Genomic DNA, 24,193 nt, shown 5'->3' with positions numbered 1-24,193 from the left:
TGTGACCAGCACCGAGCTCACCGTCAACGGCACCTCCGCGTTCATTCCCGCCCCGGCGTCGCCCTACCAGGGTGACATCGCCCGTTACTGGGATCACGAGGCAAGGCCCGTGAACCTGCGTCTCGGCGACGTCGACGGGCTTTACCACCACCACTACGGCATCGGCGACGTCGACCACGCCGCCCTCGGGGACGCATGTGACAGCGAGTACGAGAAGAAGCTGATCGCCGAACTCCACCGCCTGGAGTCGGCGCAGGCCGAAGTCCTCCTGGACCACCTCGGCTCCATCGGGCGCGACGACACGCTCGTGGACGCCGGCTGCGGCCGGGGCGGTTCGATGGTCATGGCCCACCAGCGGTTCGGATGCAAGGTCGAGGGCGTCACCCTCTCGGCCAAGCAGGCCGATTTCGCGAACCAGCGCGCCCATGAACTGGGCATCGAGGACCATGTTCACGCCCGCGTGTGCAACATGCTCGACATGCCCTTCACGACGGGGCAGGCCGCGGCCTCGTGGAACAACGAGTCGAGTATGTACGTCGACCTGCACGACCTCTTCGCCGAGCACTCGCGCATCCTCGCGGTCGGCGGCCGCTACGTGACCATCACCGGCTGCTGGAACCCGCGCTACGGACAACCCTCGAAGTGGGTCTCCCAGATCAACGCGCACTTCGAGTGCAACATCCACTCCCGCCGGGAATACCTGCGCGCCATGGCCGACAACCGTCTCGTACCGCAGACGGTCATCGACCTGACTGCTGCGACCCTCCCCTACTGGGAGTTGCGCGCCACGTCCTCCCTGGTCACTGGCATCGAGGAGGCGTTCATCAACTCCTATAAGGACGGCTCCTTCCAGTACCTCCTGATTGCAGCCGACCGCATCTGACCGACCGCCGGCTGAAGGGGCCGGGCCCGTCAGCCGACGGCTCCGGCCCTTTCGGGGCAGCCGCCCTCGGTGAGTTCAGAGGGAGCACGGGAGGGGCGAGGCGGACTGTCGCCCACCGCGTCGCCTCCCTACAGTGCGTGATGCCTGCATCCGCGTGACGACGTACCGCCGCCGAATAGGAGCAGCCACCGTGGCCACCCACGCCCGCCCCGGCTCCCTCCCGAGCCCGTCCCCTACAGGTCGCCGGGTCCCCGAGCTTGATCCCGCCCTCGTCGGGCAGTGGCAGGCCGGGGGAGGGGACCTCATCGACCTCTTCGCCCAGGCGCACGAACGACTCGGCGGCGTCGCCGCCTTCCGGCTCGGTCCGCGCCCGACCGTCCTGGCAACCGCCCCCCAGGCCGTACAGCACGTGCTCGCGCTCCATCCCGGCCGGTACGTGAAGCGCTCGCACCGCGCCCGACTGCTGATCGGCGACGGAGTCCTGAGCGCGACCGGCGAGGCGTGGCAGCGGCAACGGCGGCTGCTGCAGTCCCAGTTCACCGGCCGGGGAATGCGCCGCTACGAGGAGCGGATCACCGAGGCCGCCCGGATCACCGCGGCACGCTGGGCCGGGTACGCACGCACCGGGAAGGTCGTCGATGTCGGCGACGAGATGCGCCGCTTCGCCCTGGACACCATCTGGCGTTCCCTGACCGGACATCCCCTCGACCCCGGAACGGAGCGTGAACTGGCCGCCGTGCCCGCCGTGGTGGCCGCGCTGCCCAGCCTGCCTGCCGACGGCGCCGCCGTCCAAGGGGCGGTCGCCGCCGAGCTGGCCAGAATCGACGCCGTGGCGACCCACGAAATCGCCGCCGCCCGCGACGGCGAGGCAGGACCCGACGGCCTGGGCCTGCTGCACGTCCTGCTCGAGGCGGCCGGAACGCGCCCCGAGTACACCGACCGGCTGATCCGTGACGAGCTGGTCACGCTGCTGGTCGCCGGTCACGAGACCACCGCCACCACCCTGACCTGGCTTTACCTCCTGTTGGACCGAAACCCGCAGGCGCGGGAGCATGCCCTCGCCGCGGGCGCCGAGGGTTCACCCCAGCGGCGGCAGGCCGTCCAGGCGCTCGTCCACGAAACGCTGCGCTTCTATCCGTCCGCCTGGATATTGCCGCGCTGCGCGGCCGAGGACGACATCCTCGCCGGATACGAGGTCGAGGCCGGCACCGACGTGCTGGTCTGCCCCTACCTCACGCACCGGGACTCCAGGCTCTGGGAAGACCCTGGGCGGTTCGATCCGGGGCGCTTCACCACCCCCGGACGACGCCCCACCCACCCGGGGAGCTACCTCCCGTTCGGCCTCGGGCCCCGGGCCTGCCTGGGCCTGCAGTTCGCCCTCCGGGAGTCGACCGTCCTCCTTGAGCACCTGCTGCCTGACCACACCCCACGCTTCCAGTCCACCCCGGCCAAGGCTGCCTACGGCATCACCGTCCGCCCCGACGGCCCGACACCCGCATTGCTGGGCAGATAGAGCCTCTGGCCTGCACGAATGCTGATGATGCGGCTTGCCCGACGACGCCTGGTCAGGGGGCGGTCCGGATCATCGACCATCGGAACGGCTGAGGCCCATCGAGGCGAAGCCTCCCAGTCCACAAATCAGGCCGTCGTCTGTGAGTCAGGCGGGCCAGAACAGAGGAACTGTCTTGTCTAGGTTCAGTTGATCCTTGACGGATGGATGTCGGTTGATGCTTGTCAGTTCCTAGCTTGTCGTGCGGTTCTTCGTGCCGTAGGCCTTGTAGCGGGTCACCTCCTTGCTGGTGGTGCGAGGGACGGTGCGCAGGCGGTTCCCGTCATGGTCCAAGACGTGCAGGGTGATGTCGGGGACCTCGACGGTGACCACGGTGCGGGCATGGGTCATGCCGGCTTGGACCTGCTGAGGCGACGATGAGCCGGGGTAGACGCACCCGTGGCCGCCGTGCCGGACGTCCGGCGTCCGGCGGGCAGTTGACCTGGGTGCTCAGCCTGCCCGCCCGCCTTGGCGACGCGGTGACCGGCACCCTTCCTGCCGCCGGGCAAGGCTCCGGCCGCCGGGGCCCAGCAGGGGCGCAGCAGCCCCACCCCACACGTCGGGCAGGCGTCGCGACCCAGGTAGGGCGCCGTCAGGGACCCGCCGCCTCGACCGGTCAAGACCCAGCTCACCAAGATCCCCGGTCGAGACGGGGGCCCATGCCATGATGCGGGGCTGCTCACGAGCCTGATCCATCGGTGCGCCGGCCGGACCGGACGGTGTCAGTTGGGGAGTGTGAGGCGGAAGGTGGTGTGTCCGGGGCTGCTGGTGACTGTGGAGGTTCCGCCGTGGGCGGTGATGACGGCGTGGACGATGGAGAGGCCCAGACCGGTGCTCCCAGTGCTGCGGGAGCGGGCGTGGTCGGCGCGGACGAAGCGGCCGAAGACTTCGGGCTGGAGCTCTTGGGGGATACCTGGCCCGTTGTCGCTCACGTCCACAGAGACGCTGGTCTGACCGGTGGTGAGGGTGATGGTCACTTCTGTGCCGGGCGGGGTGTGGGTGCGGGCGTTGGCGAGGAGGTTGCCGATGGCCTGCTGGAGGCGGTGGGCGTCGCCGGTGACAGTGACGGGTTCGTCGGGGAGGTCGAGGAGCCAGTGGTGGGCGGGGCCTGCGGCGCGTGCGTCGTCCGTTGCGTTCAGGATCAGCAGGGTCAGGTCGACCGGTTCGTGTTCGAGGGGGCGTCCGGCATCGAGGCGGGCGAGGAGGAGCAGGTCGTCGACGAGACGGGTCATGCGCTGTGACTCGCCGTTGATGCGTTCCAGGGCGTGGCGGACTTCGGCGGGGACGGGGCCGTGGTGGCGCATGGCGAGTTCGGCGTGGCCTCGGATGTTGGCGACGGGGGTACGCAGTTCGTGGCTGGCGTCGGCGGCGAAGTGCCGGAGGCGTTCCTCGCTGGCTTGGCGGCGGGTGAGGGCGTCCTCGACGTGGCCGAGCATGTGGTTGAGGGCGGTGCCGACCTGGCCGACCTCGGTGCGCGGGTCGGTGTCGGGAAGGGGCCCCGGCATGGCGACCTCTCCGCTGGCGAGCGGCAGCCCGGCGACCTCCGCCGCCCGGGCGGTGACTTTCTGAAGGGGGCGCAGGGAGATCCGCACCCAGAGGGCCCCGGCGGCGCCGGTGGCCACCAGGGCGGCGCCGAACAGCACCGCTTCGACCGCTTCGAGGCGGTGAACGGTCTCTTCCACCGGGTGCAGGGGCAGACCGGTGATCAGGGTGTCCTGGTCGTCGCCCTGGACGGCCGTGACGCGGTAGGCCCCCAGAGTGGAGAGGCGGATGCTGTGCCCGTTTCCGTCCACGGGGATTCTCGCCAGAGCGCGGCGGTCCCCGGGGGTGAGCTGGAGGGGGCGGTCGGTGGCGTCGTCGACGACGGCTGCGTGGGTGACGGTGTTGTTCAGGAGGCGGGCGCCGAAGGTCGATTCTGCCTGCCCGCGGGTGTCGGGGCGGTTGTCGGCGTCGGGCTTGGCCTCGTGTTCCAGGCTGGCGGCGAACCGGCCGCCGGACGCGGTGAGCTGTTCGTCCAGGCGTCCCATCAGGAAGCCGCGCAGGGCGAGGGCGGTGGTGATGCCGACGGCGAAGCAGGCGAGGGCGAGCAGAATCACGAGTCCGGCGGTGAGTTGGCCTCGCAGGGTGCGCGGCGGCGGGCGCCTCATGGAGATTCCGGCTTGAGAACGTAGCCGACGCCGCGAACGGTGTGGATCATCGGGGTGCGACCGGCGTCGATCTTCTTGCGCAGGTAGCTGATGTAGAGCTCGACGATGTGGGCGCGGCCGCCGAAGTCGTAGGCCCAGACGCGGTCGAGGATCTGGTCCTTGGACAGCACCCGGCGCGGGTTGCGCATCAGGAACCGCAGGAGGTCGAACTCGGTCCGGGACAGATCGACAGTGACCCCGCCACGTCTGACCTCCCTGGCTTCCTCGTCCATGGTGAGGTTCCCGACGGTGAGCCAGTTCGTGCCCGGCTCGGCGGTCATCCCGGCCCGCCGGAGCAGCCCGCGCAGCCGGGCCAGAACTTCCTCCAGGCTGTAGGGCTTGGTGACGTAGTCGTCGCCGCCCGCGGTGATGCCGGCGATGCGGTCCTCGACAGCATCGCGGGCGGTCAGGAACAGCACGCACACGCTGGGTGCCTCACGTCTCAGGGCGCGCAGGACCTGCAGGCCGTCCAGGTCGGGCAGCATCCAGTCCAGGATCACCGCATCGGGCCGGAAATCATGGGCTGTCGCGAGCGCGGTCGCACCGTCGGCAGCAGTGCGGACCTGCCAGCCCTCGCCGGTCATCACTCCGGCCAGGACGTCGGTGACATCGGGTTCGTCATCGACGACGAGGATCCGCACGGGTTCTCCGTCGGGGCGGTGCAGAAGCGATGTCGTACGCGACTCGTCCATGGTTCCTTCAGCATCCCCCGGCGCAGGCCACGGCAGGGCGAGCCGTGTCTCTGAGTTTCCTCTGAATCGGCGCTGAGGCAGGTGATCGGGGCTGTTTCAGAAGGTACACAGAAGTCGGGCTGTGAGGCTGTCCGCCCATCGCCGGAGCCGGCCTTATCCGGAGGAGCCCATGACAGCCACGTCCACCACCACCACGTATGCGAGCCGCGGGATGCGTCACCGGCGCCCGCGCCGCAGCGTCGTGCCCTTCCTGGCTCCACTGGTGATCTGGGCGGGCGCCGGCGGGGTGCTGGCCCTGTGGTGGAGCGACACGACCTCGGTGGTCGGCCCGGCGGGATGGCTCACCGGCGCGGGCCGGATCACCGGGCTCCTGGCCGGCTACGCCTGCGCAGTCCTGCTGGCCCTGATGGCCCGCATGCCGCTCCTGGACCACACCATCGGCACCGACCGGCTCGCCCGCTGGCACGCCTGGGGCGGCCGCTGCACCGTGTCCCTGGCACTGGCCCACACCCTGCTGATCATCTGGGGATACTCGCTGACCTCGCGCACGAACGTGGTGAGTCAGACCTCCACTCTTGTGCTGCACTACCCCGACCTCCTCAAGGGCACGGCCGGCTTCGTGCTGTTCCTGGCCACCGGAGTCCTCTCGGCCCGCGCGGCCCGCCGCAGGATGAGTTACGAGACCTGGCACTATCTGCACTTCTCCACCTACCTGGCGGTCTTCCTCACCTTCGGTCACCAGCTCTCCAACGGCGCCGACTTCGTCGGCAACCGCCTCGCCCAGGTGGCCTGGTACACGCTCTTCCTCGGCGTCGCGGCGCTGGTGGCCTGGTACCGGTTCGCCGTCCCCGTCCGGCGCGGACTTCGCCACCACCTGCGCGTCACCGCGGTCCACCCCGAAACACCGGGCGTGGTCTCCGTCCACCTCACCGGCGACCACCTGGACGAGCTGGGGGGCGAGCCGGGCCAGTTCCTGCGCTGGCGCTTCCTGGCCCGCGGACTGTGGTGGACCGCGAACCCCTACTCCCTCTCCGCCCCCGCACACCCACGGCACCTGCGCATCACGGTGAAGACCGTAGGCGGCCACAGTGCCGCACTCGCCCGCCTGACGCCGGGCACCCGGGTTTGGGCCGAGGGACCCTACGGCGGCTTCACCGCGAGCCGCCGCACCGCTCCCAAGGTTCTGCTCCTGGCCGGAGGCGTCGGCATCACACCCTTGCGCACACTCTTCGAGACACTGCCGGGCCAGGTGACCCTCGTCTACCGGGCGCGCCGCGCCGACGACCTCGCCCTGCGCGGTGAACTCGACGCGATAGCCGCTCGCCGACGGGCCACCGTGCACTACGTCGTCGACGGGCCGGCCGGGTACTCCTCACCCCTCACCGCGCGTGGCCTGAGCGCTTTGGTGCCGGATCTGGCCGCGCACGACGTCTACCTCTGCGGTCCTCCCGGCATGGCACAGGCCGCTATCCAGGCCCTGCGCGATGCCGGTGTCCCGGCACGGCGCATCCACCACGAGTCCTTCGCGTTCTGAGGAGAACCGTCATGCGCCGAGCCGTCATCGCCACCACCGGGATCAGTGCCCTCATCGTTGCCCTGCTCGCTCTCAAACCCCACCAGCTCCCCTCCCTCGCCGGGGTGACTCCCCGTTCCCCCACGACCTCGCACACTCCCGCGGGCACCTCGCCGGGCACGCCCACCGGGACGGGCACGTTCACCGGGGACCCCATCGACACCCAGTACGGGACGGTGCAGGTCTCCGCCACCCTCTCCAAGGGAAAGATCACCGCCGTCAACGTCCTCCAGGCTCCGGACCAGAACGGCCGCGACCGACAGATCACCTCCTACGCCATGCCCCGCCTCACCCAGGAAGCGATCGGCGCCCAGAGCGCACACATCGACGCCGTCTCCGGCGCCAGTTACACCAGCCAGGGCTACATCCAGTCCCTCCAAAGCGCCCTGGACCAGGCCCATGCCTGACACCTCACGCGGACTGCGTCATGTCGAGCACGTCATGGGCACCGTCTTCTCCTTCGACATCCGCGACAAGCCCACCACCGCCATCCACCGCGCCCTCGCCGAGGCCGTGCAACACCTCCACCGGGTCGACGCCGTGTTCTCCACCTACCGGCCAGACAGCCACATAAGCCGCCTCGACCGCGGCGAGATCCGCCTTGAGGACTGCCCGCCCGAAGTCCACGAAGTCCTGTCCCTCTGCGCACAGGCCACCCGTGCCAGCGACGGCTGGTTCAGCATCGTCCCCGCAGGGATCCTCGACCCCTCAGGGCTCGTCAAAGGCTGGGCCACCGAAGCCGTATCCCAACTCCTCTACGACGCAGGCGCGCACCACACCTGCGTCAACGGAGGCGGCGACCTCCAGCTCCGCGGCCAGGCAGCCCCCGGCACCCCGTGGCGCATCGGCATCGCCCACCCCCTGCGCCCCGGCAAACTGGCCACCGTCATCACCGCCCACCACGACCTGGCCATCGCCACCTCCGGCACCGCCGAACGCGGCGCCCACATCCTCAACCCACACCGGGGTACACCGGCCACCGCGTTCGCCTCCCTCACCCTCGTCGGGCCCCGTCTGACGCTGACCGACACCTACGCCACCGCCGCGTTCGCCAGAGGCGAGGGCGCACAGGACTGGGTAGAGACACTGGACGGCTACGAAGCCCTCACGGTCCTGCCCGACGGCCAGGAATGGCGCACACCAGGATTCCGTCGATATGGATCATGAGACGGGACACGGACTCATGCGCCGCCCTCCCCTCGGTCATGCGCCGGTTCGGTCTCGCACCGCTGGCCCACGCCCTGGTGTCTTTGGTCAGCGTGCCGCTGACGACAGACGCCGGCGAGTGGCTGGAACGGCACGTGGACAGCAAGCAGCTCGATCACGAGCCGGAGTCGTAGAGGTGTCGGCGGGGACCGGTAGGGGCGAGAGGGTGGGACCGGGCCCGGCACCATGAAGCACCGGTGAAAAACCTGTGGAAGCAGTGTCAGTGGGGCCGTTTATGCTGCACCGGACGATCACGCAGGACCAGGGGAGGGCGCGGCATGTTGGGCAAGCTGTTCGGAAGGGGGGCGGAGAGACCGGCGGCGGTTCCGCACGCCCTTCCCGTCCCGCGCAAGCAGAAGAACGGGGTGTACACGCTGCGCGCGCTCGGGGACACGCGGGTGCTCGCGCTGGTGGAGGCGGCCGACGCGGGTGACTGGGAGGCGGTCAAGGCGGCGCTGGCCCCCTTCGATCTCGGCCGCGACCACCAGGTCCTGGGCGAGCTCGCCGACTTGGACGGTGTGCAGGACTGGATCGGCCGGGCCGTCGAGGAGGACGAGGAGCACCGGGCGACCGCCCTGCTGATATCCGGGACGCGCCATATCAGCTGGGGCTGGGAAGCCCGCACCGCCGCGCGTGCCGTGAACGTCACGCAGGAGCAGTGGCGGGTCTTCCACGAGCGTCTCCACATCGCCGAGGAGCAGCTGCTCGAAGCCGCCGCCTTGCGGCCGGAATGGGTCACGCCGTGGCGCCGCCTCCTCACCTCCGGTCGCGGCATGTCGCTGGGCCCCGCCATCAACGAGACCCGGCTCGACGCCGCCCTGCGCCGTGACCCACTCGACCTGGAGACCCACGTCGAGTGGGTGTCGCAGTCGCAGCCCCGTTGGGGCGGCGAGCCCGGCCAGGCCCTGGCGTTCGCCCGCGACGCGCTCGCCCGCGCCCCACAGGGACACCGCCTCGGCTGTGTGATCGCCATGGCCCACATCGAGGACTGGGTCGAGTCGGACCGTGGGGACTGCCTCGAAACCCCCGAGATCCAGGCCGAGTTGCGGGATGCCGCAGACCACAGCATCCTGCACTCCGCCTACGCGCGGCGCCCGGGCTGGCAGCACGACTTCAACATGTTCGCCATGGCCCTGTCGCTGGCCGGTGAGCGCCACACGGTCCGGCGCGTCTTCCAAACGCTGGACGGTGCCTTCACCAAGTGGCCATGGACCTACTTCGCGGAGCCCGAGAAGGCGTTCGCCCGCCACCACCGCCGCGCCTGAACACCACGTCAGGCCTGGTGCCGCCTGCCCGCCACCCGTCGCTCCTCCCACCCCGGACTGCCCGATGACTCTGCCCGACACCGCCGTCGACCCGGCCGGCGCCGATCGCACCTTCCAGGTGGATCTGCGCGGCCTCGTCGACCTCCTCTCCCACCACCTCTACTCCAGCCCTCGCGTCTACCTGCGGGAACTGATGCAGAACGCGGTGGACGCGCTGACCGCCCGGCGCGGCCTCGAACCTGCCGCGCCCGTCGACGCCTTCGGCATCCGCCTGTACGCCGACGGTTCGGTGGTACGCGTCGAGGACGACGGCGTCGGTCTCACCGAAGCCGACGTCCACACCTTCCTCGCCACGATCGGCCGCAGCAGCAAGCGCGCGGAGCGGATCGCCGAGCAACGCGGGGACTTCATCGGCCAGTTCGGAATCGGTCTGCTCTCCTGCTTCCTGGTCGCGGACGAGATCCACGTGCTGAGCCGCTCCGCCGGCAGTCCCGACGCCCCCGCCGTGGAGTGGCGGGGACGCGGCGACGGCAGCTACACCGTCCGCACCCTGCCCGCCTCCGCCCGCCCCCGGCCGGGCACCACCGTCACGCTGACGCCGCGCGCCGACGCGCGCGAGTGGACCCGCCCGGAGCAGGTTCACGTGCTGGCCCGGCACTTCGGCTCCCTGCTGCGCCACCCGGTGACCTTCGACGACGGCAAGGGGGGCCCGGGCGCGTCCATCAACCCCGAGCCGGCCCCCTGGGCGCGTACGTACCCCACGCCGGGAGCCCGATCCCGTGCGCTCGCCGCGTACGGCGAGGAGGTCTTCGGGTTCACGCCGCTGGACACCATCGAGCTGGACCTGCCGGCCGTGGGCCTGAAGGGCATCGCATGCGTACTGCCCGAGACGGTGCCGGCCGGACGCCGTCACGGCCACCGCGTGCACGTCAAGGGCATGCTGTTGTCCGAGCAGGCCGAGGAGATCCTGCCCGAGTGGGCCTTCTTCGTCCGCTGCGTCGTCGACGCCGAGAGCCTGCGCCCGACAGCGTCCCGCGAGTCCCTGTACGAGGACGACACCCTCGCCGCCGTCCGCGACGCCCTCGCCGAGCGGCTGCGCGCGTGGATCGCCCGGGCCGCCGCCAGCGACCCGGACCTGCTCGCCCGCTTCCTCCAGGCCCACCACCTGGCCGTGAAGTCGCTCGCGGTGCACGACGACGAGATTCTGCGCATGCTGCTGCCCTGGCTGCCGTTCGAGACCACCGACGGGCACTGCACCCTCGACGAGTTCGCGCGCACCCACCGCACCGTGCTCGTGACGTCCAGCGTGGAGGAGTTCCGGCAGGTCGCGGCGATCGCCTCGGCCGCCGGGCTCGGCGTCGTCAACGGCGGCTACACCTACGACCGCGAGCTGGTCCACCGGCTGCCCGAGATCAGGCCCGAGGTCAGCGTCGCCGACCTCGACCCGGCGACCCTCACCGCCCACCTCGACCCCGTCGACCGGGAGACGGAACTGGCCGCCGCGGCCTACCTTGCCCTGGCCCGCGACGCCCTCGCCGTCTTCGACTGTGACGTAGCGCTGCGGACCTTCCAGCCCGCCTCCGCACCCGCCCTCCTGGTGGACAGCCGCGAGGCGCGGCACGAGCGCACCCGCTCCCAGATCGCCCGTGAGCAGGAGGGTGGCCTGTGGGGCGACATTCTCGGCGCTCTGCGGCAAGAGGCACCGCGGGCCCAGTTGATCCTCAACCAGCTCAACCCGCTGGTCCGCGCCGCCGTCGCGATCGACGAGCCCGAGCTGGCCCGGACCAGCGCGGAAGCCCTCTACGGGCAGGCCGCGATGCTGTCCCGGCGCCCGCTGAGGCCCTCCGAATCGAGCCTCATCAACCGCTCCTTCCTCGACCTTCTCGCCCACGCCCTCCGCAAGGACAGCTGACGATGCCTACCACACCCCATCCCCAGAGCACAGACGAGCTGTTCCAGGCGCTCCGGGAGAACGACGGGCGTCCCTACGGCCGCACCCGCACGGTCACCGCCGAGGAACTCGTCGACGCCGCCGAGCAGTTCGCGGAGCCCGTCCCGCTCGTCCACGCGCTCTTCGAACTCCAGGAGGCGTACACCTACGGCTCCGAACCCCGGAAGTCGCCCGTCGTCTTCGCCCGTCTGCTCACCCTCTTCGACGAGCAGCCCGACGTCTTCGACGAGCGCCTGCGCCACCAGCTGTTCTGGCGGTTCAAGTGGGTGGCCAACGCTTTGCGTGCGCTGCCCGAGATACCGCTGGCCAGCCTGCACCAGTGGACGAAGGAGATGCGCGACCGGTACGAGAAGGCCGACCTCGGCCTCCAGCCCTACTACGGACAGGCGTACCAGCTCGCCGCCCACGTCGGCGAGGACACCACCCTCGCCTACGAGCTGTGGGCGGGCCGCAGCCGCACCAGGCTCAGTGACTGCGAGGCCTGCGAGATCTGCGAGCGCGCCCAGTACCACCTCACGGCGGGCGACGACGAGCGGGCGCTCAGCGCCTGGGAGCCCGTCCTGGCCGGGAAGGAGTCCTGCCTGGAGGAGCCGGCTCGCTCCGTCTCGTACGCGCTGTTGCCCCTGCTGCGCACCGGCCGCACCGACCGGGCCCGCGAACTGCACCTCGCCGGCTACCGCAGCTGCCGCCGCAACGCCTCGATGTCCCAGGAGATCGGCCGGCACCTGGAGTTCTGCGCGCTGACCGGCAACGAGGCACGCGGCCTGGAACTGCTCGCCGAGAGCCGGAACCTGTTCGAGGAGGTCGACTCGCCGCTGGACCTGCTCGGCTTCCTCACCGGCGTGGAGGTCCTCCTGCAGCGTGTCGAGCTCCTCGGCCACGGCGAACTGCCCGCCGCCGGGTATGCGGGCCGCACCTGGACGGTGACCGGCCTGCGCGCCGAGGTGCGCGGCCGCGCCGACGACCTCGCGGCCCGCTTCGACGCCCGCAACGGAACCACGGCCCACACCGACCGCCGCAGGGCCCGCCTCGAGAGTGCCCCGCTCCGGGAGGCGCTGGAACTGACCCTGCGCCCCCGCAGCCTGGAAGACGTGGCTCCGGCGGCACCGGTTGCCGCGCCCGCTGCCCGTGCAGGCGTCGCCGTTCCCGACACGCTGTCCGAACTCATCCTCCAGGCCAGGACGTTGGACGAGCAGGGACACCCCGACGCACATGCCTGCTGGGCGCGGCTGCGCACGCTCATGGCCGCCCGCGACTACACCCACCCTGACGATCCGGCCGTGGGTCCGCTCGTGCAGCTGCGCGCGGACCTGCTGGCCGAAGAGGCGAACCGGGCGGGCGAGAAGGACGAGTTCACCGACGCCGCCGCCCTCCACGAGGAGGCCGCGGCCCTGTACGACGACGCCGGGGAGCCGGGTCACGCGGCGCTCTCCCGTGCCTGCGCCCTGCTCGCCACCGCCGAGATTCCGGCGCAGGGCGCCGACGGAGCCGAGGCGAAGGCCGTCGCGCTGATCGCCGCACACGCGTCCCTGGTCCGCCTCCACGAGGAGACGCCCGGCCTCGCTCCGTACCAGGAGGCCCGCCTGCTGCGGCTGCGGGTGACCGCGCTCGCGCTGCGCCTGCAGATCTCGGGCAGCGAGGAGCAGGTCGCGCCGGTGTTCGCCGAGGTGGACCAGTTGCACGCGTTCGCCACCCGGCACGACATCGCCGGGCAGATCTCCGGCGCCCTGCTGCTGCGGGCCGGCACCTACGCCCTCTCCGGCGACCTGCCCGCCGCAGTCACCGAGATCGACGCCCTGCTGGACCGGTTGAAGGCACACGGCCCCGCCTGGCACTTGCCCCGCACGCTCGGACTGCGCGGCCGGTTCCAGTTCGGCCTCCGCGACGCGCAGGCCGCGTACGCGGACCTCGCCGAGGGCTTGCGGCTGGCCGCCGACTGGCCGGCCGAGACCGCCGACACCACCCGCCTTCACGGTGATCTGGCCGAGGCCTGCATGCACCTGGGCCGCCCCGACGAGGCACTGCGGCACCTGACGCGCTCGGCGGAGGCGGACCTTCGCCGCGGCAGCCGGACTGACGCGTTCTGCACCTACAGCAACGCGGCCCGGCTCAGCCTCGACCTGGGCCGTGTCGAGGACTGCATCGCTCTGATCGACTCCCTTCTGGCCGAACCGGACGTCACCGCCGGAGAGTTGGACGACCGGCTCGTCGCTCAGCTCCGCCTGACCCGCGCCCGCGCGCTGCACGCGGGGGAGGACCTCAAGGCGGCCACGGCGGAGTTCGTCACCCTGGCGAGCGAGTCGTCCGGCTGGGACGACGACCCGGGGAGCCACGCCATGATCGCCGCGGAGACCGCCGTACTCCTCGGCGAGTCAGGCGAATTCGGCCGGGCGCGCGAAGTCGCGGACCAGGCACTCGCCGCCCACGCACAGGCTCCGCGTTACGAGCAGCTCAGCAACTGCCTGCGTGAACTCGCCCGTCTCCAGGCCCAGCAGCAGGGCTCCGACGGCCTGTCCGGCGCCCTCGTCTTCCTCGCCGACGCGGGCCGGATCGCCGACGAGGCCCGCGCTGCCGAATACGAGGCCCAGGGCCGTGCCCTGGACACGGCACTGGCCTACGAACACGGGCGAGTCAACGCCTACGCAGGCGAGTACGAGGACGCACTGGCCGCCCTGGAGAAGGCCCTTGCCCTGCTCGGCGAGCCGGGACGGGAGGACGAAGGCGTCGGCGAGTGGGCCGAGTGCGTCCGCCTGGCGGGCGCAGTGGAGGGCCTCTACCTGGAACGCCCAGCCCCCGCCCTCACCCGCCTCGACGCTGCGGTCTCCCGCCTGACGGCCCTGGGCCACACCGAGGAGACCGAGCCGCTGATCTCCTTGGCGGCCCGGCTGCGCGACGAGGAGTGACACGGACGCGATCAGCCGCCGACCCGTGCCGGGGGCTGATCGCGTGGCCCGCTGTCCCGGGCGCTCAGGCCCGGTTGGTGTCGACCATCGCGGCGAGTACGGACTGCCAGTCCTCCCCGGGCTGTTCACTCAGTGCGGTGGCCAGCCGGTCCGCTCGGTAGTGCCAGGGGTGGTCGAGGTCCGGATGCGCCCGTTCGGCGAGCTGGATCTCACTGTCGCCTCCGAGGAGCGTACGCAGCTCGGCGGCGAGGTCCTGCCACGCGACGTGACCGCTCAGGGCGTTGGCCACGCCGTGGACGGGCGTGTCCAGACAGGCGGTCACCGCACGGGCCAGGGCAGCCGAGTGGACCCACGGGGCGCCGTACCAGTCGCGCCCGGCCGTGCCGGGGCGCGGTAGGGTGATCGGCTCTCCGGCGAGGGCAGCCTGATAGAGCAATCCGGTCGCGCCCCAGCGCAACTGATCGCGCAGCCGGTCGTGCGGACCCCACACGATGGGCGAGCGTACGACGCTGGCCCCGCCCCGGCCCCCGGTGCCCGCCGCCCGCAGCAGCATCTGTTCGCAGTCGAGCTTCGCCTGTCCGTACGCGCTCAACGGCTGTCGGGAGGCCGACTCCTCGGTCACCCACTGCTCCGTGGGGCGTCCGTAGGCATCCACGCTGCTGACGAAGACGAACGGGCCGCTGCGCCAGGCGTCGACCATCGCTTCCATCGCCGCCACGTCCACCTCGGGACGGGTGAAGGTGCAGGCGGCGTGGATCACGGCGTCCGCACTCTCCACGGCGGCTCGCAGGCCGTCCAGGTCGGTCAGATCACCCTCGACGACATCCACACCGTCAGCGGCCACCAGATGTGCCGACTCGGGACGGGCCAGCGCCAGCACCGGCCTGCCCTGGGCGGCGAGTTCGCGCAGGAGGAACGCGCCCACGCCGCCCGTGCCGCCGGTCACCAGCACGGTGCCCTCGCGTGCCCGCCGGCCACGTGACACCGGCGGAGCCGTCGAGGCCGCCGCCGCGCGTTCCGTCTCCCGCGCGTCGAGCAGCGCGGCGAGTGCGCGCGGTGTCCGGTTCTGCATCACATCGAGACCGGTCAGCGGCAGCCTGAGCCCGGTGCGCAAGCGCTCCGCAAGCTGCACGGCGACCAGGGAATGGCCACCGAGGACGAAGAAGTCGTCGTCCGGCGCCGGGGTCCGGCCCAGCAAAGCGGTGAACGCCGCCGTCACCGCCCGCGCACGGTCCCCGTGCAGGGCGGAGGCTGATGCCGCGCCGGGCAGCCGGCCGACGTCCAGTGCACCGTCGGCGCTCCGCGGCATCGCGTCCAGCAGCGTCACCGTGGCCGGGACGAGGCCCCGGGCGAGGACGGACCGGAGATGAGCCCGCAACTCGGCGGGCGAGGGGCCCCCGGTCTCCCGCAGGACGGCATAGGCGATGAGCGGTCCGGCCGTCGGCTGCGGCACGGCCGCATCGCTCACCTGCGGATGCGTCCGAAGCCGGGTCTCGGCAGGATGGCACTCGTCGTCGGCCGGGACCGCCCACGTCCGGCCCGGCAGCCGTGACAGTGTCAGTTCCCCGTCGACGGCGACCGCGGCCAGCAGGTCGGCGAAGGCGTCTGCCAGCTGGTCTCCGGCCTCCGTCGCCAGCGCTGCTTGACCGTACTGGACCAGGCAGGCGGGCTCGTCGGTGTCCACGAGGCCGAACGACAGGTCGAACTTGGCTTCGCCGAGGCCGACTTCGACGGGCTCGGCGATCGTGCCGGGCAGCAGGAGCGCCGTGGGCTCCCGCAGCACGTCCGCGGTGACCCGCACGAGCGGCGTGCCGTCGGCGTCCCGCGCGGCGGCGCCGAGCCGCTCCAGGATCAGGTCGAAGGGAACGTCCCGGTGCTCCTGGGCCTCCAGCAACGCGTCCCGCACCCGGTCCACAAGGATCCCGAACTCCGGGTCGCCGGACAGGTTCACCCGTACCGGAAGGGTGTTGACGCACAGTCCGACGAGACCGCGCATGGCCGCCCCCTCGCGGTGCGTGCCGGCGCAGCCGATGACCAGGTCGTCCTCGCCGGTGAACCGGTGCAGCGCGGCGAAGGCGGCGGCGAGGGACACCGTGAAGAGGGTGGCCCGGTGCTGCCTGCCCAGCTCGCGCAGTGCAGGCAGCACCGAGGCGTCGAGCTTCGTGGTGCGGGCGACGGCCGGCCGTGTGCCCGGGCCGGCGGAAGGGTGGGCCGGCCGTGGCAGCCTCAGTGGTACGGCTCCGGCGAGCCGGCGCGTCCAGTGCCCCAGTCCTGCATCGAGGCGGCCGGCCGCCGCGTGCTCGCGGCGCGCGTAGTCCGCGTACTGCGGCGGCTCCGGCTGTTCGTGGGGGCGTCCGTCCACGGCGGCTGCGTACAGCTGCGCCAGTTCGTCGGCGACGGTCTCCAGCGACCCGCCGTCGATGGTGATGTGGTGGAAGGTCAGCAGCACGGTGTGGTCCTGGGGGCCGTGCCGCAGCACCAGGGCGCGCGGCAGGGGACCCGCGGCCAGGTCGAACGGACGGCGCGCCTCCGCGGCGAGCGTCTGCGCGCCGTCGCCGTCGACCTCCACCACCGGCACGGCGATCGTGCCGGGCGCGGGGAGCGTCTCCTGGTACGGTTCGTCGCCGCGCTGACCGTAACGGGTGCGCAAGACGGCGTGGCGTCGTATGAGCGCGGTGAGTGCGACGGCGAGGGCGTCGATGTCGAGCGGCCCGTGCAGCCGGGTGGCGAAGGGCACGCTGTAGAGGGAGCCTCCCTGGCCGAGGCGGTCCATCAGCCACATCCGGCGCTGGGCGTGGGAGAGCGGGGCGGGCCCCTGGGCGTGGACGGCTGTGGGGACCGGGGCGGCAGGGCGGGTGCCGGCGCGGGCCCGGGCCCTGCGCAGCAGTTCCTCCTGCGGCATGACGGAGCCGGGGGTGCTGTCAGTGGCCATCGGTGTCCTCCGGCGCGTCGAGGTGGAGATCGCTGTGGTTGGCCAGCAGGGCGCGCTCGACGAGGGCGGCCTGTCCGGCCACCGTCGGGGCGGCGAAGAAGTCGGGCAGGGACAGCTCCACTCCGAGCTCCTCGCGCAGGTCGTCGGTGACGACCAGAGCGAGCAGGGAGTGGCCGCCGTAGGCCAGGAAGTCGGCGTCCGGCCGGTTCACTTCGCAGCCCAGGCTGCGGCTCCACACCTCGGCGACGGCCTGCTGGATCGGGGTCAGCGCCTGGGGGGCGCCTTCGGCGTCGGCGGTGCCCTGAAGAGCGGTGAGCGCGCGCCGGTCCACCTTGCCGGAGACCGTCAGGGGCAGCCGCTCCACGAGGGTCAGCTCGTCGGGGACCAGGTGGGCGGGGAGCTGTTCGGCGAGCCGCGCCCTCAGCCCCTCGGCACGAGGTACCGGGCCTGGCGCGGCTACCACGAAGGCGGCCAGGCGGGCGTCGTCCGCTGCGGGCCGGCGCACCGTCACAGCGGCGTCGTCCACCTCCGCCTGCTCGCGCAGGATGTGCTCGACCTCGCCCGGCTCGATGCGGAATCCGCGGACCTTGACCTGGTCGTCGACGCGGCCGTGAAAGTCCAGCACTCCGTCCGGGCGCTCCGAGACCAGGTCGCCGGAGCGGTACAGGCGGCCCAGCGACGCATGGTCCACGAAGCGTTCGGCGGTCAGCTCCGGCTGTCCCGCGTATCCGCCTGCCAGACGGCTGCCGCCGATCCACAGTTCACCGCGTTCGCCCGGCGCCACCGGCTGCCCGGTCCCGTCCAGGAGGTGTGCGACGGCACCGGCGATCGGTCGGCCGATCGGCACCGGGCTGTCGCAGTCCGTATCGGTGACCCGGTGCGCCGTCGCGAACGTCGTCGTCTCCGTCGGCCCGTAGCCATTGACCAACTCCAGCCAGGGAAACGCGCGCAGCACCGCGCGGGCATGCTGGGCGGCCATCGCCTCGCCTCCCACCACCACCGTACGGAGCACCGAGAACACCCGGGAGCGGCGGGCAGCCAGCTGGTGGAACAGCGCCGTCGTGAAGAACGCCACGGTCACGCCGTGCCGCTCCACCTGCTGGGCCAGATCCTCGAAGGAGGGCCGCTCGACGGTGCACACCACCACGGCGGCGCCGTTGGCGAGGGCCGACCACACCTCGAAGGTCGAGGCGTCGAAGGTGGCCGGCGAGTGGAACAGCACCCGGTCGCGGGCGGTGACGGTGGCGTACTGCGGAGCGGTGACCAGTTGGGCGATGCCGCCGTGGGTGACCGTCACGCCCTTGGGGAGGCCGGTGGATCCTGAGGTGAACAGGACGAGCGCCGTCGCGTTCGGGCCGGGCTCGACAGCGGGCAGCTCGGCGCCGGTCAGCAGGGGATCCTCGGGCAGCGCCAGGGTGGCGCCGGTGGGAGCCGCGGATTCGAGCAGCTTGCTGTCGCCGACGGTCAGTGTGGCCCCGGCGGTGGCGAGCATGGCTTCGGTACGCGGACGCGGGTGTGCCGGATCGAGTGGCACGCATGCCGCGCCTGCCCACCACAGCGCGAGCTGCGCGACAAGCGCGCGGGCCGATCGCGGCACCAGCAGCGCCACCCGGTCGCCGGGGCGGACGCCGTGGTCGTGTAGGTGTGCGGCCAGGGCGCGGGCGGAGGTGACCAGCTGCGCGTACGTCAGCGTGGTGTCGCCGTCCATCACGGCCAGGGCCTGCGGGGTCCGCTCGGCGTGCCGCGCCACCAGGGCGGGCAGACCGGAGGCGTACGCGGACGGTGTGCGGTCAGCCGGCACGGGGCTGTCCTTTCTGCGGTCGGGGGTGTTCGCCAGGGCGGTCGCCATCTCAGGCCACCTCCGGTCCGACGGCGGGCCGGCGCTTGTCGAGTACGGCCGCGACTGCCCGAAGGTCGGGCTGACGGAGCAACTCCGGCGCGCGCAGCCGGACTCCGGTCTCCTGCTCGATCACGGTCAGCAGACGCGCGGCGACGAGGGAGGTTCCGCCGGCCTCGGTGAAGTTGTCCATCAGTCCGGTACGAGGGCTGCCCAGCAGGTCGCGCACCACCCGCAGGACCAGTCGCTCGCTCTCCGTCGCGCCGTCGTGCGCATCGCCGTTGTCGGCTGTGGCGCTGTCGCCGGTGATCGGCTGCGCCGGGGCCGCAGCCAGCTTCAGCAGGTGGGCCCGGTCGACCTTGCCGTTGGCGTCGAGTGGGAAGGCGTCCAGGATCCGCACGGCCGAGGGCACGGCCTGCTCGGGCAGCCAGGCCCGTACCTCGGACAGCAGCTCGTCAGCACTCGCTCCGCCGGATGCCAGGACGTACGCCACCAGGCGGGCGCTGCCGTCGGCGGAACGGGGCGCGGTGACAACCGCGCTGCGCACCGACGGGTTCTGTTCGAGCGCGGCCTCCACCTCGGCCGGTTCGATCCGTACTCCGCTGATCTTCACCTGATCGTCGAGACGGCCGAGGAACTCCAGCCTGCCGTCGTCCAGCATCCGCACCCGGTCCCCGGTGCGGTACACGCGGTCTGTCCGCCCCGCGTCGATTCCCGGGGGCGGGGCGGTGAATCGCCGTGCCGTCAGCTCCGGGTCCAGATAGCCGAGCGCCAGGCACGTTCCGCCGATGCACAGTTCGCCGGCCTCACCGCGGGCGGCGACACGGCCGTCCGCCGCGGTGACGACGACCGTGGCGCCCGGGATCGGAGTTCCGATCGAGGGCGCGCTCTCGTCGCCCGCGTCGCCGTCCGTGGCGCGCATGGCGTGTGTGGTGGTGACGACGGTGGCTTCGGCGGGCCCGTACGCGTTGTGCACCGTGGCGGTCACATCCGCACCGGGCCGTCGGCGCATCCGGTCACCGCCGACTATGAGGTGACGCAGCTTCAGGTCCTGCGGCCAGGTCCGTGCCAGCACCGGTTCGGCCATCGGAGTGGCCACGACGCACACCGTCACGGCGGCGTCGCGCCACCATGCGGTGAGTTCGGCCGGGTCCCAGCGAACAGCGTCCGGCGCGGGAACCAGAGCCGCGCCGGACGTCAGACCGGCCCACAGCTCCATCACATGCGGGTCGAACGCGACGCCGATGAGCAGTGACTGGCGGTCTCCGGGCGCCAGGCCGGTCTCGGTGCGGTACCAGTCCAGCAGTGCGGACAGAGCGGGTTCCGCGACGGCGACGGCCTTCGGGCGCCCGGTGGAGCCGGAGGTCAGCACGGCGTAGAAGGCTTCCTGCGGAGCCGGGCGCGCACTCGCGGCGGGCGGGGCGAAGGCCGCGACGGCCTTCGGGGCGGCGTTCGTCCCCTCTCCCGGCAGCGGCAGCGCGATCCGCTCGGCGGCCCGATGGCGGGCGGGCAGCACGCTGGGGTCCCCGATCAGGCAGACCACGGCCACCTCCTCGGTGACCGCGTCGATGCGGCGCTCACCGGGGCGGGGGCCCAGCGGGAGATAGACCGCGCCGATCCGGGCGAGGGCGATCGCGGTCACGGCCAGCGCCGCCGAGCGGTCGAGGCAGACGCCGACCAGGTCGCCCGGGCGGACCCGGTCGCCCAGGGCACGAAGGACGTCGTCGGCCGCCTCGTCCAGCTGCCGGTAGCTCCAGGTACGGGTCCCGTCGACCAGGGCGGGGGCCTCGGGACTGCGGCGTACCCATTCCTCGTAACGGGAGAGCACTCCGGCGGCCGGGGCCTGGGAAAGGGGGACGCCGTGTACGACGCTCGGCAGATGGGCCTGACGGTCGTTCATCAGCTCGGAGCTCTGCTCGGCCATCGGCTCGGCAGATCGCCCGGTCGTCGGCGTAGCCCCCGTCGGCGTTTCATTCAGGATCTCGGTCATCACGACTCCGTCGGCGTGGTCGTAGCGGTGTGGGCAGCAACGGTCGGCGTGGCGAAAGCGCCAAGGGCGCGCGCCTGGTCGGACAGGACCGGGTTCTGGAAGAGCAGCCGAAGCGGCGGCCGTGCGCCGATGCGGGGTTCCAGCCAGGCCGCCAGCTGCGCGGCGAGCAGCGAATGCCCGCCGGTCCGGAAGAAGTGGGAGGCATCGGTGAACCGGCTGTGGCCAAGCACCTCGCGCCAGCCCTCGGCGAGCAGCGCCAGAGACGGATCGGTGAATTCCGCGGGGTCGGTTGCGGCCGCGGCACTCTCCTCGGCCGGTGCGCTGGGCTCGAGTTCGGCGGCCAGACGGGCCAGCGCCACTCGGTTCGGCTTGCCCCCGGGCAGCGTCGGCATGGCATCCAGTCGCGCCCATCGACCGGGTACGAGGGCACTCGGCAGACGTCGGCTCAGTTCGAGGTGCATTGCCTGCTCGTCCCACGGCTGCTGTCCGTCGGAGTTCTCCAGGAAGCCGACCAGGCGCGGTCCGCCGGCCGCTTCCCGGTCCAGGACGACGGCACAGGAACGTCCGCCGAGCACGGCCGATGCCGCGGCCTCCACCTCCTCCAGTTCGATGCGGTAGCCCCGCAGTTTGATCTGGTTGTCGCGGCGCCCCAGGAAGTGCAACAGCCCGTCGCGATCCCGGTAGCCGAGGTCGCCGGTGAGATAGACCCGCTCGCCGTTCAGCGCCTCGATCCGTACGAAGCGGGCCGCGGTGGCCTCCGGGTTGCCGACATACCCCTCGGCCAGACCGGCGCCGGCGATGGCCAGTTCACCGACCGCACCGGCCGGCAGCGGACGCAGTGCCGCGTCCAGGACGTGGATCCGCTCACCGGGCAGTTCGGTGCCCAGGGGGATTTCCGCCCCGTCCGCGAGGTTCTCGCGGGTGATCTGGTACACGGTCGAGCTGATCGCCGCTTCGGTCACTCCGTAGACGTTCAACACGGCGGCGTCGGTGTCGCCGAGGAACGCGCGCATCGCGTCCGCCGGGATCCGCTCGCCGCCGAGCACCAGCAGCCTCGGCGCCCAGCGGCGCTCGCGCAGCACCGGCCGCAACTCCTCGCGGGTGGCGAGGAAGTAACTGGTCGGGAGGTTGGCGACGGTGACCCGGGCGGCGGCCAGCAGTTCGGCGAGTTCTGCTCCGGTGGGCACTTCCCGCTCCGGTACGACGAGGCAGGCACCGGCGTACAGCGAGGGCAGGACCTCTTCCAGCGCCACGTCGAAGGAGGGCTGGGCGAAGAGCAGCACCCGGTCACCGGCGGCCAGGCCGAACCGGTCGGCCGCGCCGGTCAGATGGTTCTCCAGGGCCGCCCGGCCCACCGCGACAGGCTTGGGTATGCCGGTCGAACCCGAGGTGTGGATGATGTACGCCGCACCGGCCACCACATCGGCCGGCCGCGCGGCGGGGAAAGAGGCGGCGTCGATACGCGCCGTCGGCAGGTGTGCGGGCAGCGTCGCCCCCGCGTCGGCGGAGGTGAGCACCAGCGACGGGCCGAGCCGCTCGAGCAGCAGCTCCAGACGGGAGACCGGGTCGGACGGTGAGAGCGGGCAGTACACGGCTCCGGTCCGCAGACAGGCCAGCAGCGTCACCACCGAGTCGGCACCGCGCGGCAGTACGGCGGCGACCGGCTGACCGGCCGTCACACCGGCGTCGCGCATCCGCTGAGCGAGGGAGGTGACCTGCTCGTCGAGGTCGCCGTAGGTGAGCCGGCGGGCCCCGATCAGCAGCGCGGGCAGGGAGGCGTCGTGGGCGGCGGCCGGGTCGAGCGCGTCCAGGCCCTGCGCGGCCGCGTGCAGTTCGGGCGCGGGGTCGCACGCCGTCGCCGCAAGCGCCAGGTCGGCGAGCACGGTGGCGGGAGCATCAAGGTAGGCGCGCAGCAGATCCAGGAAGCGTTCGGCGAGCAGCTTCGCCACGTCCTCGCCGAAGAGATCGGCGTCGTAGTCCCAGACCAGCGTCATGCCGGGCGCCCCGTGCCGGGGGCCCACTCCACGTCGGTCGTCGGGCAGCAGGACGACATCGAGGTCGAATCGGGTGGTGCCGGTGTTGAACCCCTCGAACAGGGTGATGTCCAGGCCTGGCACCTCGATCTCGGGCAGTGCCGCGTCGTGTGCGCTGAACATGACGCTGAACAGCGGGTTGTCCGCGCCGGAGGTGTGCAGGGCCAGTGCGCGGGTCAACTCCTGGACCGGGACTTCCTGATGCGGCAGAGCGCGGATGAGGGTGTCGGTCACCTCGTCCATCGTGTCCTCGGCCGGGGCTTTCGGGTCCAGGCGAAGCCGCAGTGGGATGGTGTTGACGAACATGCCCACGGCGTCCTCGAATCCCCGCGGGCGGTTGCCGACAGCGGTGCCGACAACCATCTCGGAGCGGCCGCTGTGCCGGCGCAGGAGTTCCGCGAAAAGCCCGAGCAGCGCGGAGAACGGGGTCAGGCCGCGCTCACGGGTGTGGGCGCGCAGCCGCTCCGTCAGATCCGCACCGATCGACTGCCGCAGCTGGCCGCCGTGGTGCCTGCGCACGGCGCCGGGCCGGGTCAGGCCGGGCAACGGCATGTCGTGGGAGGCGCCGCGCAGTTCGTCGGCCCAGTACTCGAGGCTCGCCTGCCGGGCTGCGGCTCGTACGTCGTCGGCCTGGACGTCGGCCTGGGCACGTACATGGTCCGCGTACGAGGTCGCCGGAGGCAGCGTGACCGGCTCACCGAGGACATGGGCGCGGTAGACGGTGAAGACGTCGCCCAGCAGGATCGCGAAGGAGTGCCCGTCGTGGATCAGGTGGTGCTCGACGTGGATGAGCCGGTGCTGGTCGTCGGCGAGCCGCGCCAGCGTCCAGCGCAGCAGTGGCGCCTCGTATGTGTCGAGCGGGGTCTCGGCCTCGGTGCGCAGCAGCTTGGCGAACGCGGCCTCCGGGTCGGCCTCCCCGGTCAGATCCACGCTGCGCAGGCGGGGTACACAGGCGTCAGCGGTCCGCTGGGCCGGCATCGCGCCGGGGACAGCCACGAGTTCCAGGCAGAGTCCGGGGTGCCGGTCGAGGGCGGCGGTGAGCCCGCGGCGCAGGGCCTTGGTGTCCAGCGTCCCCCACAGGTCGAGTGAGGCGGTGAAGTTGTAGGCGCGGCTGCCGGGCTGCACTTGTTCGTGCAGCCAGACGATCTCCTGCGACGAGGAGAGGGGAAGCATGGGCGATCCCTGAGGTTGTC

16 protein-coding genes are annotated in these 24,193 nt (G+C 72.0%); 9 read left to right on the top strand and 7 right to left on the bottom strand.

Annotated features, from left to right (window positions below; genetic code table 11):
- The first annotated feature begins 1 nt into the window (after nucleotide 1).
- Nucleotides 2-883 (top strand): geranyl diphosphate 2-C-methyltransferase, encoded by an 882-nt coding sequence (locus tag OHA61_RS03690; RefSeq protein WP_406301669.1) that lies wholly within the window; start codon nucleotides 2-4, stop codon nucleotides 881-883.
- 190 nt (nucleotides 884-1,073) lie between these two features.
- Complete coding sequence (locus OHA61_RS03685; protein ID WP_406301668.1) at nucleotides 1,074-2,396, top strand: cytochrome P450; 1,323 nt, start codon at nucleotides 1,074-1,076, stop codon at nucleotides 2,394-2,396.
- A 228-nt stretch (nucleotides 2,397-2,624) separates the two neighbouring features.
- Here the strand turns inward: OHA61_RS03685 and OHA61_RS03680 are convergent, their stop codons facing one another.
- The 3 genes from OHA61_RS03680 to OHA61_RS03670 all read right to left on the bottom strand — a co-directional run bounded on the left by OHA61_RS03680 (nucleotide 2,625) and on the right by OHA61_RS03670 (nucleotide 5,310).
- Entirely contained in the window at nucleotides 2,625-2,783 is a 159-nt protein-coding gene (locus OHA61_RS03680; protein ID WP_406301667.1) for a hypothetical protein, read from the bottom strand.
- 371 nt (nucleotides 2,784-3,154) lie between these two features.
- On the bottom strand, nucleotides 3,155-4,579 hold the full coding sequence (locus tag OHA61_RS03675) for a sensor histidine kinase (RefSeq protein WP_406301666.1): 1,425 nt from the start codon (nucleotides 4,577-4,579) through the stop codon (nucleotides 3,155-3,157).
- Entirely contained in the window at nucleotides 4,576-5,310 is a 735-nt protein-coding gene (locus tag OHA61_RS03670; protein WP_406301665.1) for a response regulator transcription factor, read from the bottom strand. The genes OHA61_RS03675 and OHA61_RS03670 overlap by 4 nt, the downstream gene beginning before the upstream one ends.
- A 169-nt stretch (nucleotides 5,311-5,479) precedes the next feature.
- Here OHA61_RS03670 and OHA61_RS03665 point away from each other — a divergent pair, with 169 nt between their 5' ends.
- The 7 genes from OHA61_RS03665 (at nucleotide 5,480) to OHA61_RS03635 (ending at nucleotide 14,208) form a co-directional block, all read left to right on the top strand.
- Nucleotides 5,480-6,844, top strand: coding sequence for a ferric reductase-like transmembrane domain-containing protein (locus OHA61_RS03665; RefSeq protein ID WP_406301664.1), 1,365 nt, complete (start codon nucleotides 5,480-5,482; stop codon nucleotides 6,842-6,844).
- Between the two features lie 11 nt (nucleotides 6,845-6,855).
- Nucleotides 6,856-7,290, top strand: a complete 435-nt coding sequence (locus OHA61_RS03660) for an FMN-binding protein (RefSeq protein WP_406301662.1) — start codon at nucleotides 6,856-6,858, stop codon at nucleotides 7,288-7,290.
- Complete coding sequence (locus tag OHA61_RS03655) at nucleotides 7,283-8,050, top strand: FAD:protein FMN transferase (RefSeq protein ID WP_406301661.1); 768 nt, start codon at nucleotides 7,283-7,285, stop codon at nucleotides 8,048-8,050. Before OHA61_RS03660 ends, OHA61_RS03655 begins: the two co-directional genes overlap by 8 nt.
- Nucleotides 8,047-8,223: a hypothetical protein gene (locus OHA61_RS03650; RefSeq protein ID WP_406301660.1), complete on the top strand. Its 177-nt coding sequence runs from the start codon at nucleotides 8,047-8,049 to the stop codon at nucleotides 8,221-8,223. Before OHA61_RS03655 ends, OHA61_RS03650 begins: the two co-directional genes overlap by 4 nt.
- A gap of 144 nt (nucleotides 8,224-8,367) precedes the next feature.
- A complete protein-coding gene (locus OHA61_RS03645; protein WP_406301659.1) occupies nucleotides 8,368-9,354 on the top strand; it encodes a hypothetical protein in 987 nt (328 codons plus the stop codon).
- A gap of 64 nt (nucleotides 9,355-9,418) precedes the next feature.
- A complete protein-coding gene (locus tag OHA61_RS03640; RefSeq protein ID WP_406301658.1) occupies nucleotides 9,419-11,266 on the top strand; it encodes an HSP90 family protein in 1,848 nt (615 codons plus the stop codon).
- Between the two features lie 2 nt (nucleotides 11,267-11,268).
- Nucleotides 11,269-14,208, top strand: coding sequence for a hypothetical protein (locus OHA61_RS03635; protein WP_406301657.1), 2,940 nt, complete (start codon nucleotides 11,269-11,271; stop codon nucleotides 14,206-14,208).
- A gap of 64 nt (nucleotides 14,209-14,272) precedes the next feature.
- On the opposite strand, the gene OHA61_RS03630 is transcribed toward OHA61_RS03635, so the two are convergent.
- Genes OHA61_RS03630 through OHA61_RS03615 form a run of 4 tightly spaced genes read right to left on the bottom strand, consistent with a single transcriptional unit; the run spans nucleotide 14,273 to nucleotide 24,173 of the window.
- Entirely contained in the window at nucleotides 14,273-17,140 is a 2,868-nt protein-coding gene (locus tag OHA61_RS03630) for a condensation domain-containing protein (protein ID WP_406301656.1), read from the bottom strand.
- Complete coding sequence (locus OHA61_RS03625; protein ID WP_406301655.1) at nucleotides 17,130-18,989, bottom strand: amino acid adenylation domain-containing protein; 1,860 nt, start codon at nucleotides 18,987-18,989, stop codon at nucleotides 17,130-17,132. The genes OHA61_RS03630 and OHA61_RS03625 overlap by 11 nt, the downstream gene beginning before the upstream one ends.
- 1 nt (nucleotide 18,990) lies before the next feature.
- Nucleotides 18,991-20,967, bottom strand: coding sequence for a non-ribosomal peptide synthetase (locus tag OHA61_RS03620; RefSeq protein WP_406301654.1), 1,977 nt, complete (start codon nucleotides 20,965-20,967; stop codon nucleotides 18,991-18,993).
- A complete protein-coding gene (locus OHA61_RS03615) occupies nucleotides 20,967-24,173 on the bottom strand; it encodes a non-ribosomal peptide synthetase (RefSeq protein WP_406301653.1) in 3,207 nt (1,068 codons plus the stop codon). Before OHA61_RS03615 ends, OHA61_RS03620 begins: the two co-directional genes overlap by 1 nt.
- Nucleotides 24,174-24,193 lie beyond the last annotated feature (20 nt).

Origin of the sequence: Streptomyces sp. NBC_00885 (assembly GCF_045207475.1) — a bacterium.
GTDB lineage: Bacteria > Actinomycetota > Actinomycetes > Streptomycetales > Streptomycetaceae > Streptomyces.
The sequence above is the reverse complement of the archived record's forward strand: the minus strand, read 5'-3'. Positions and strand labels throughout refer to the sequence as shown.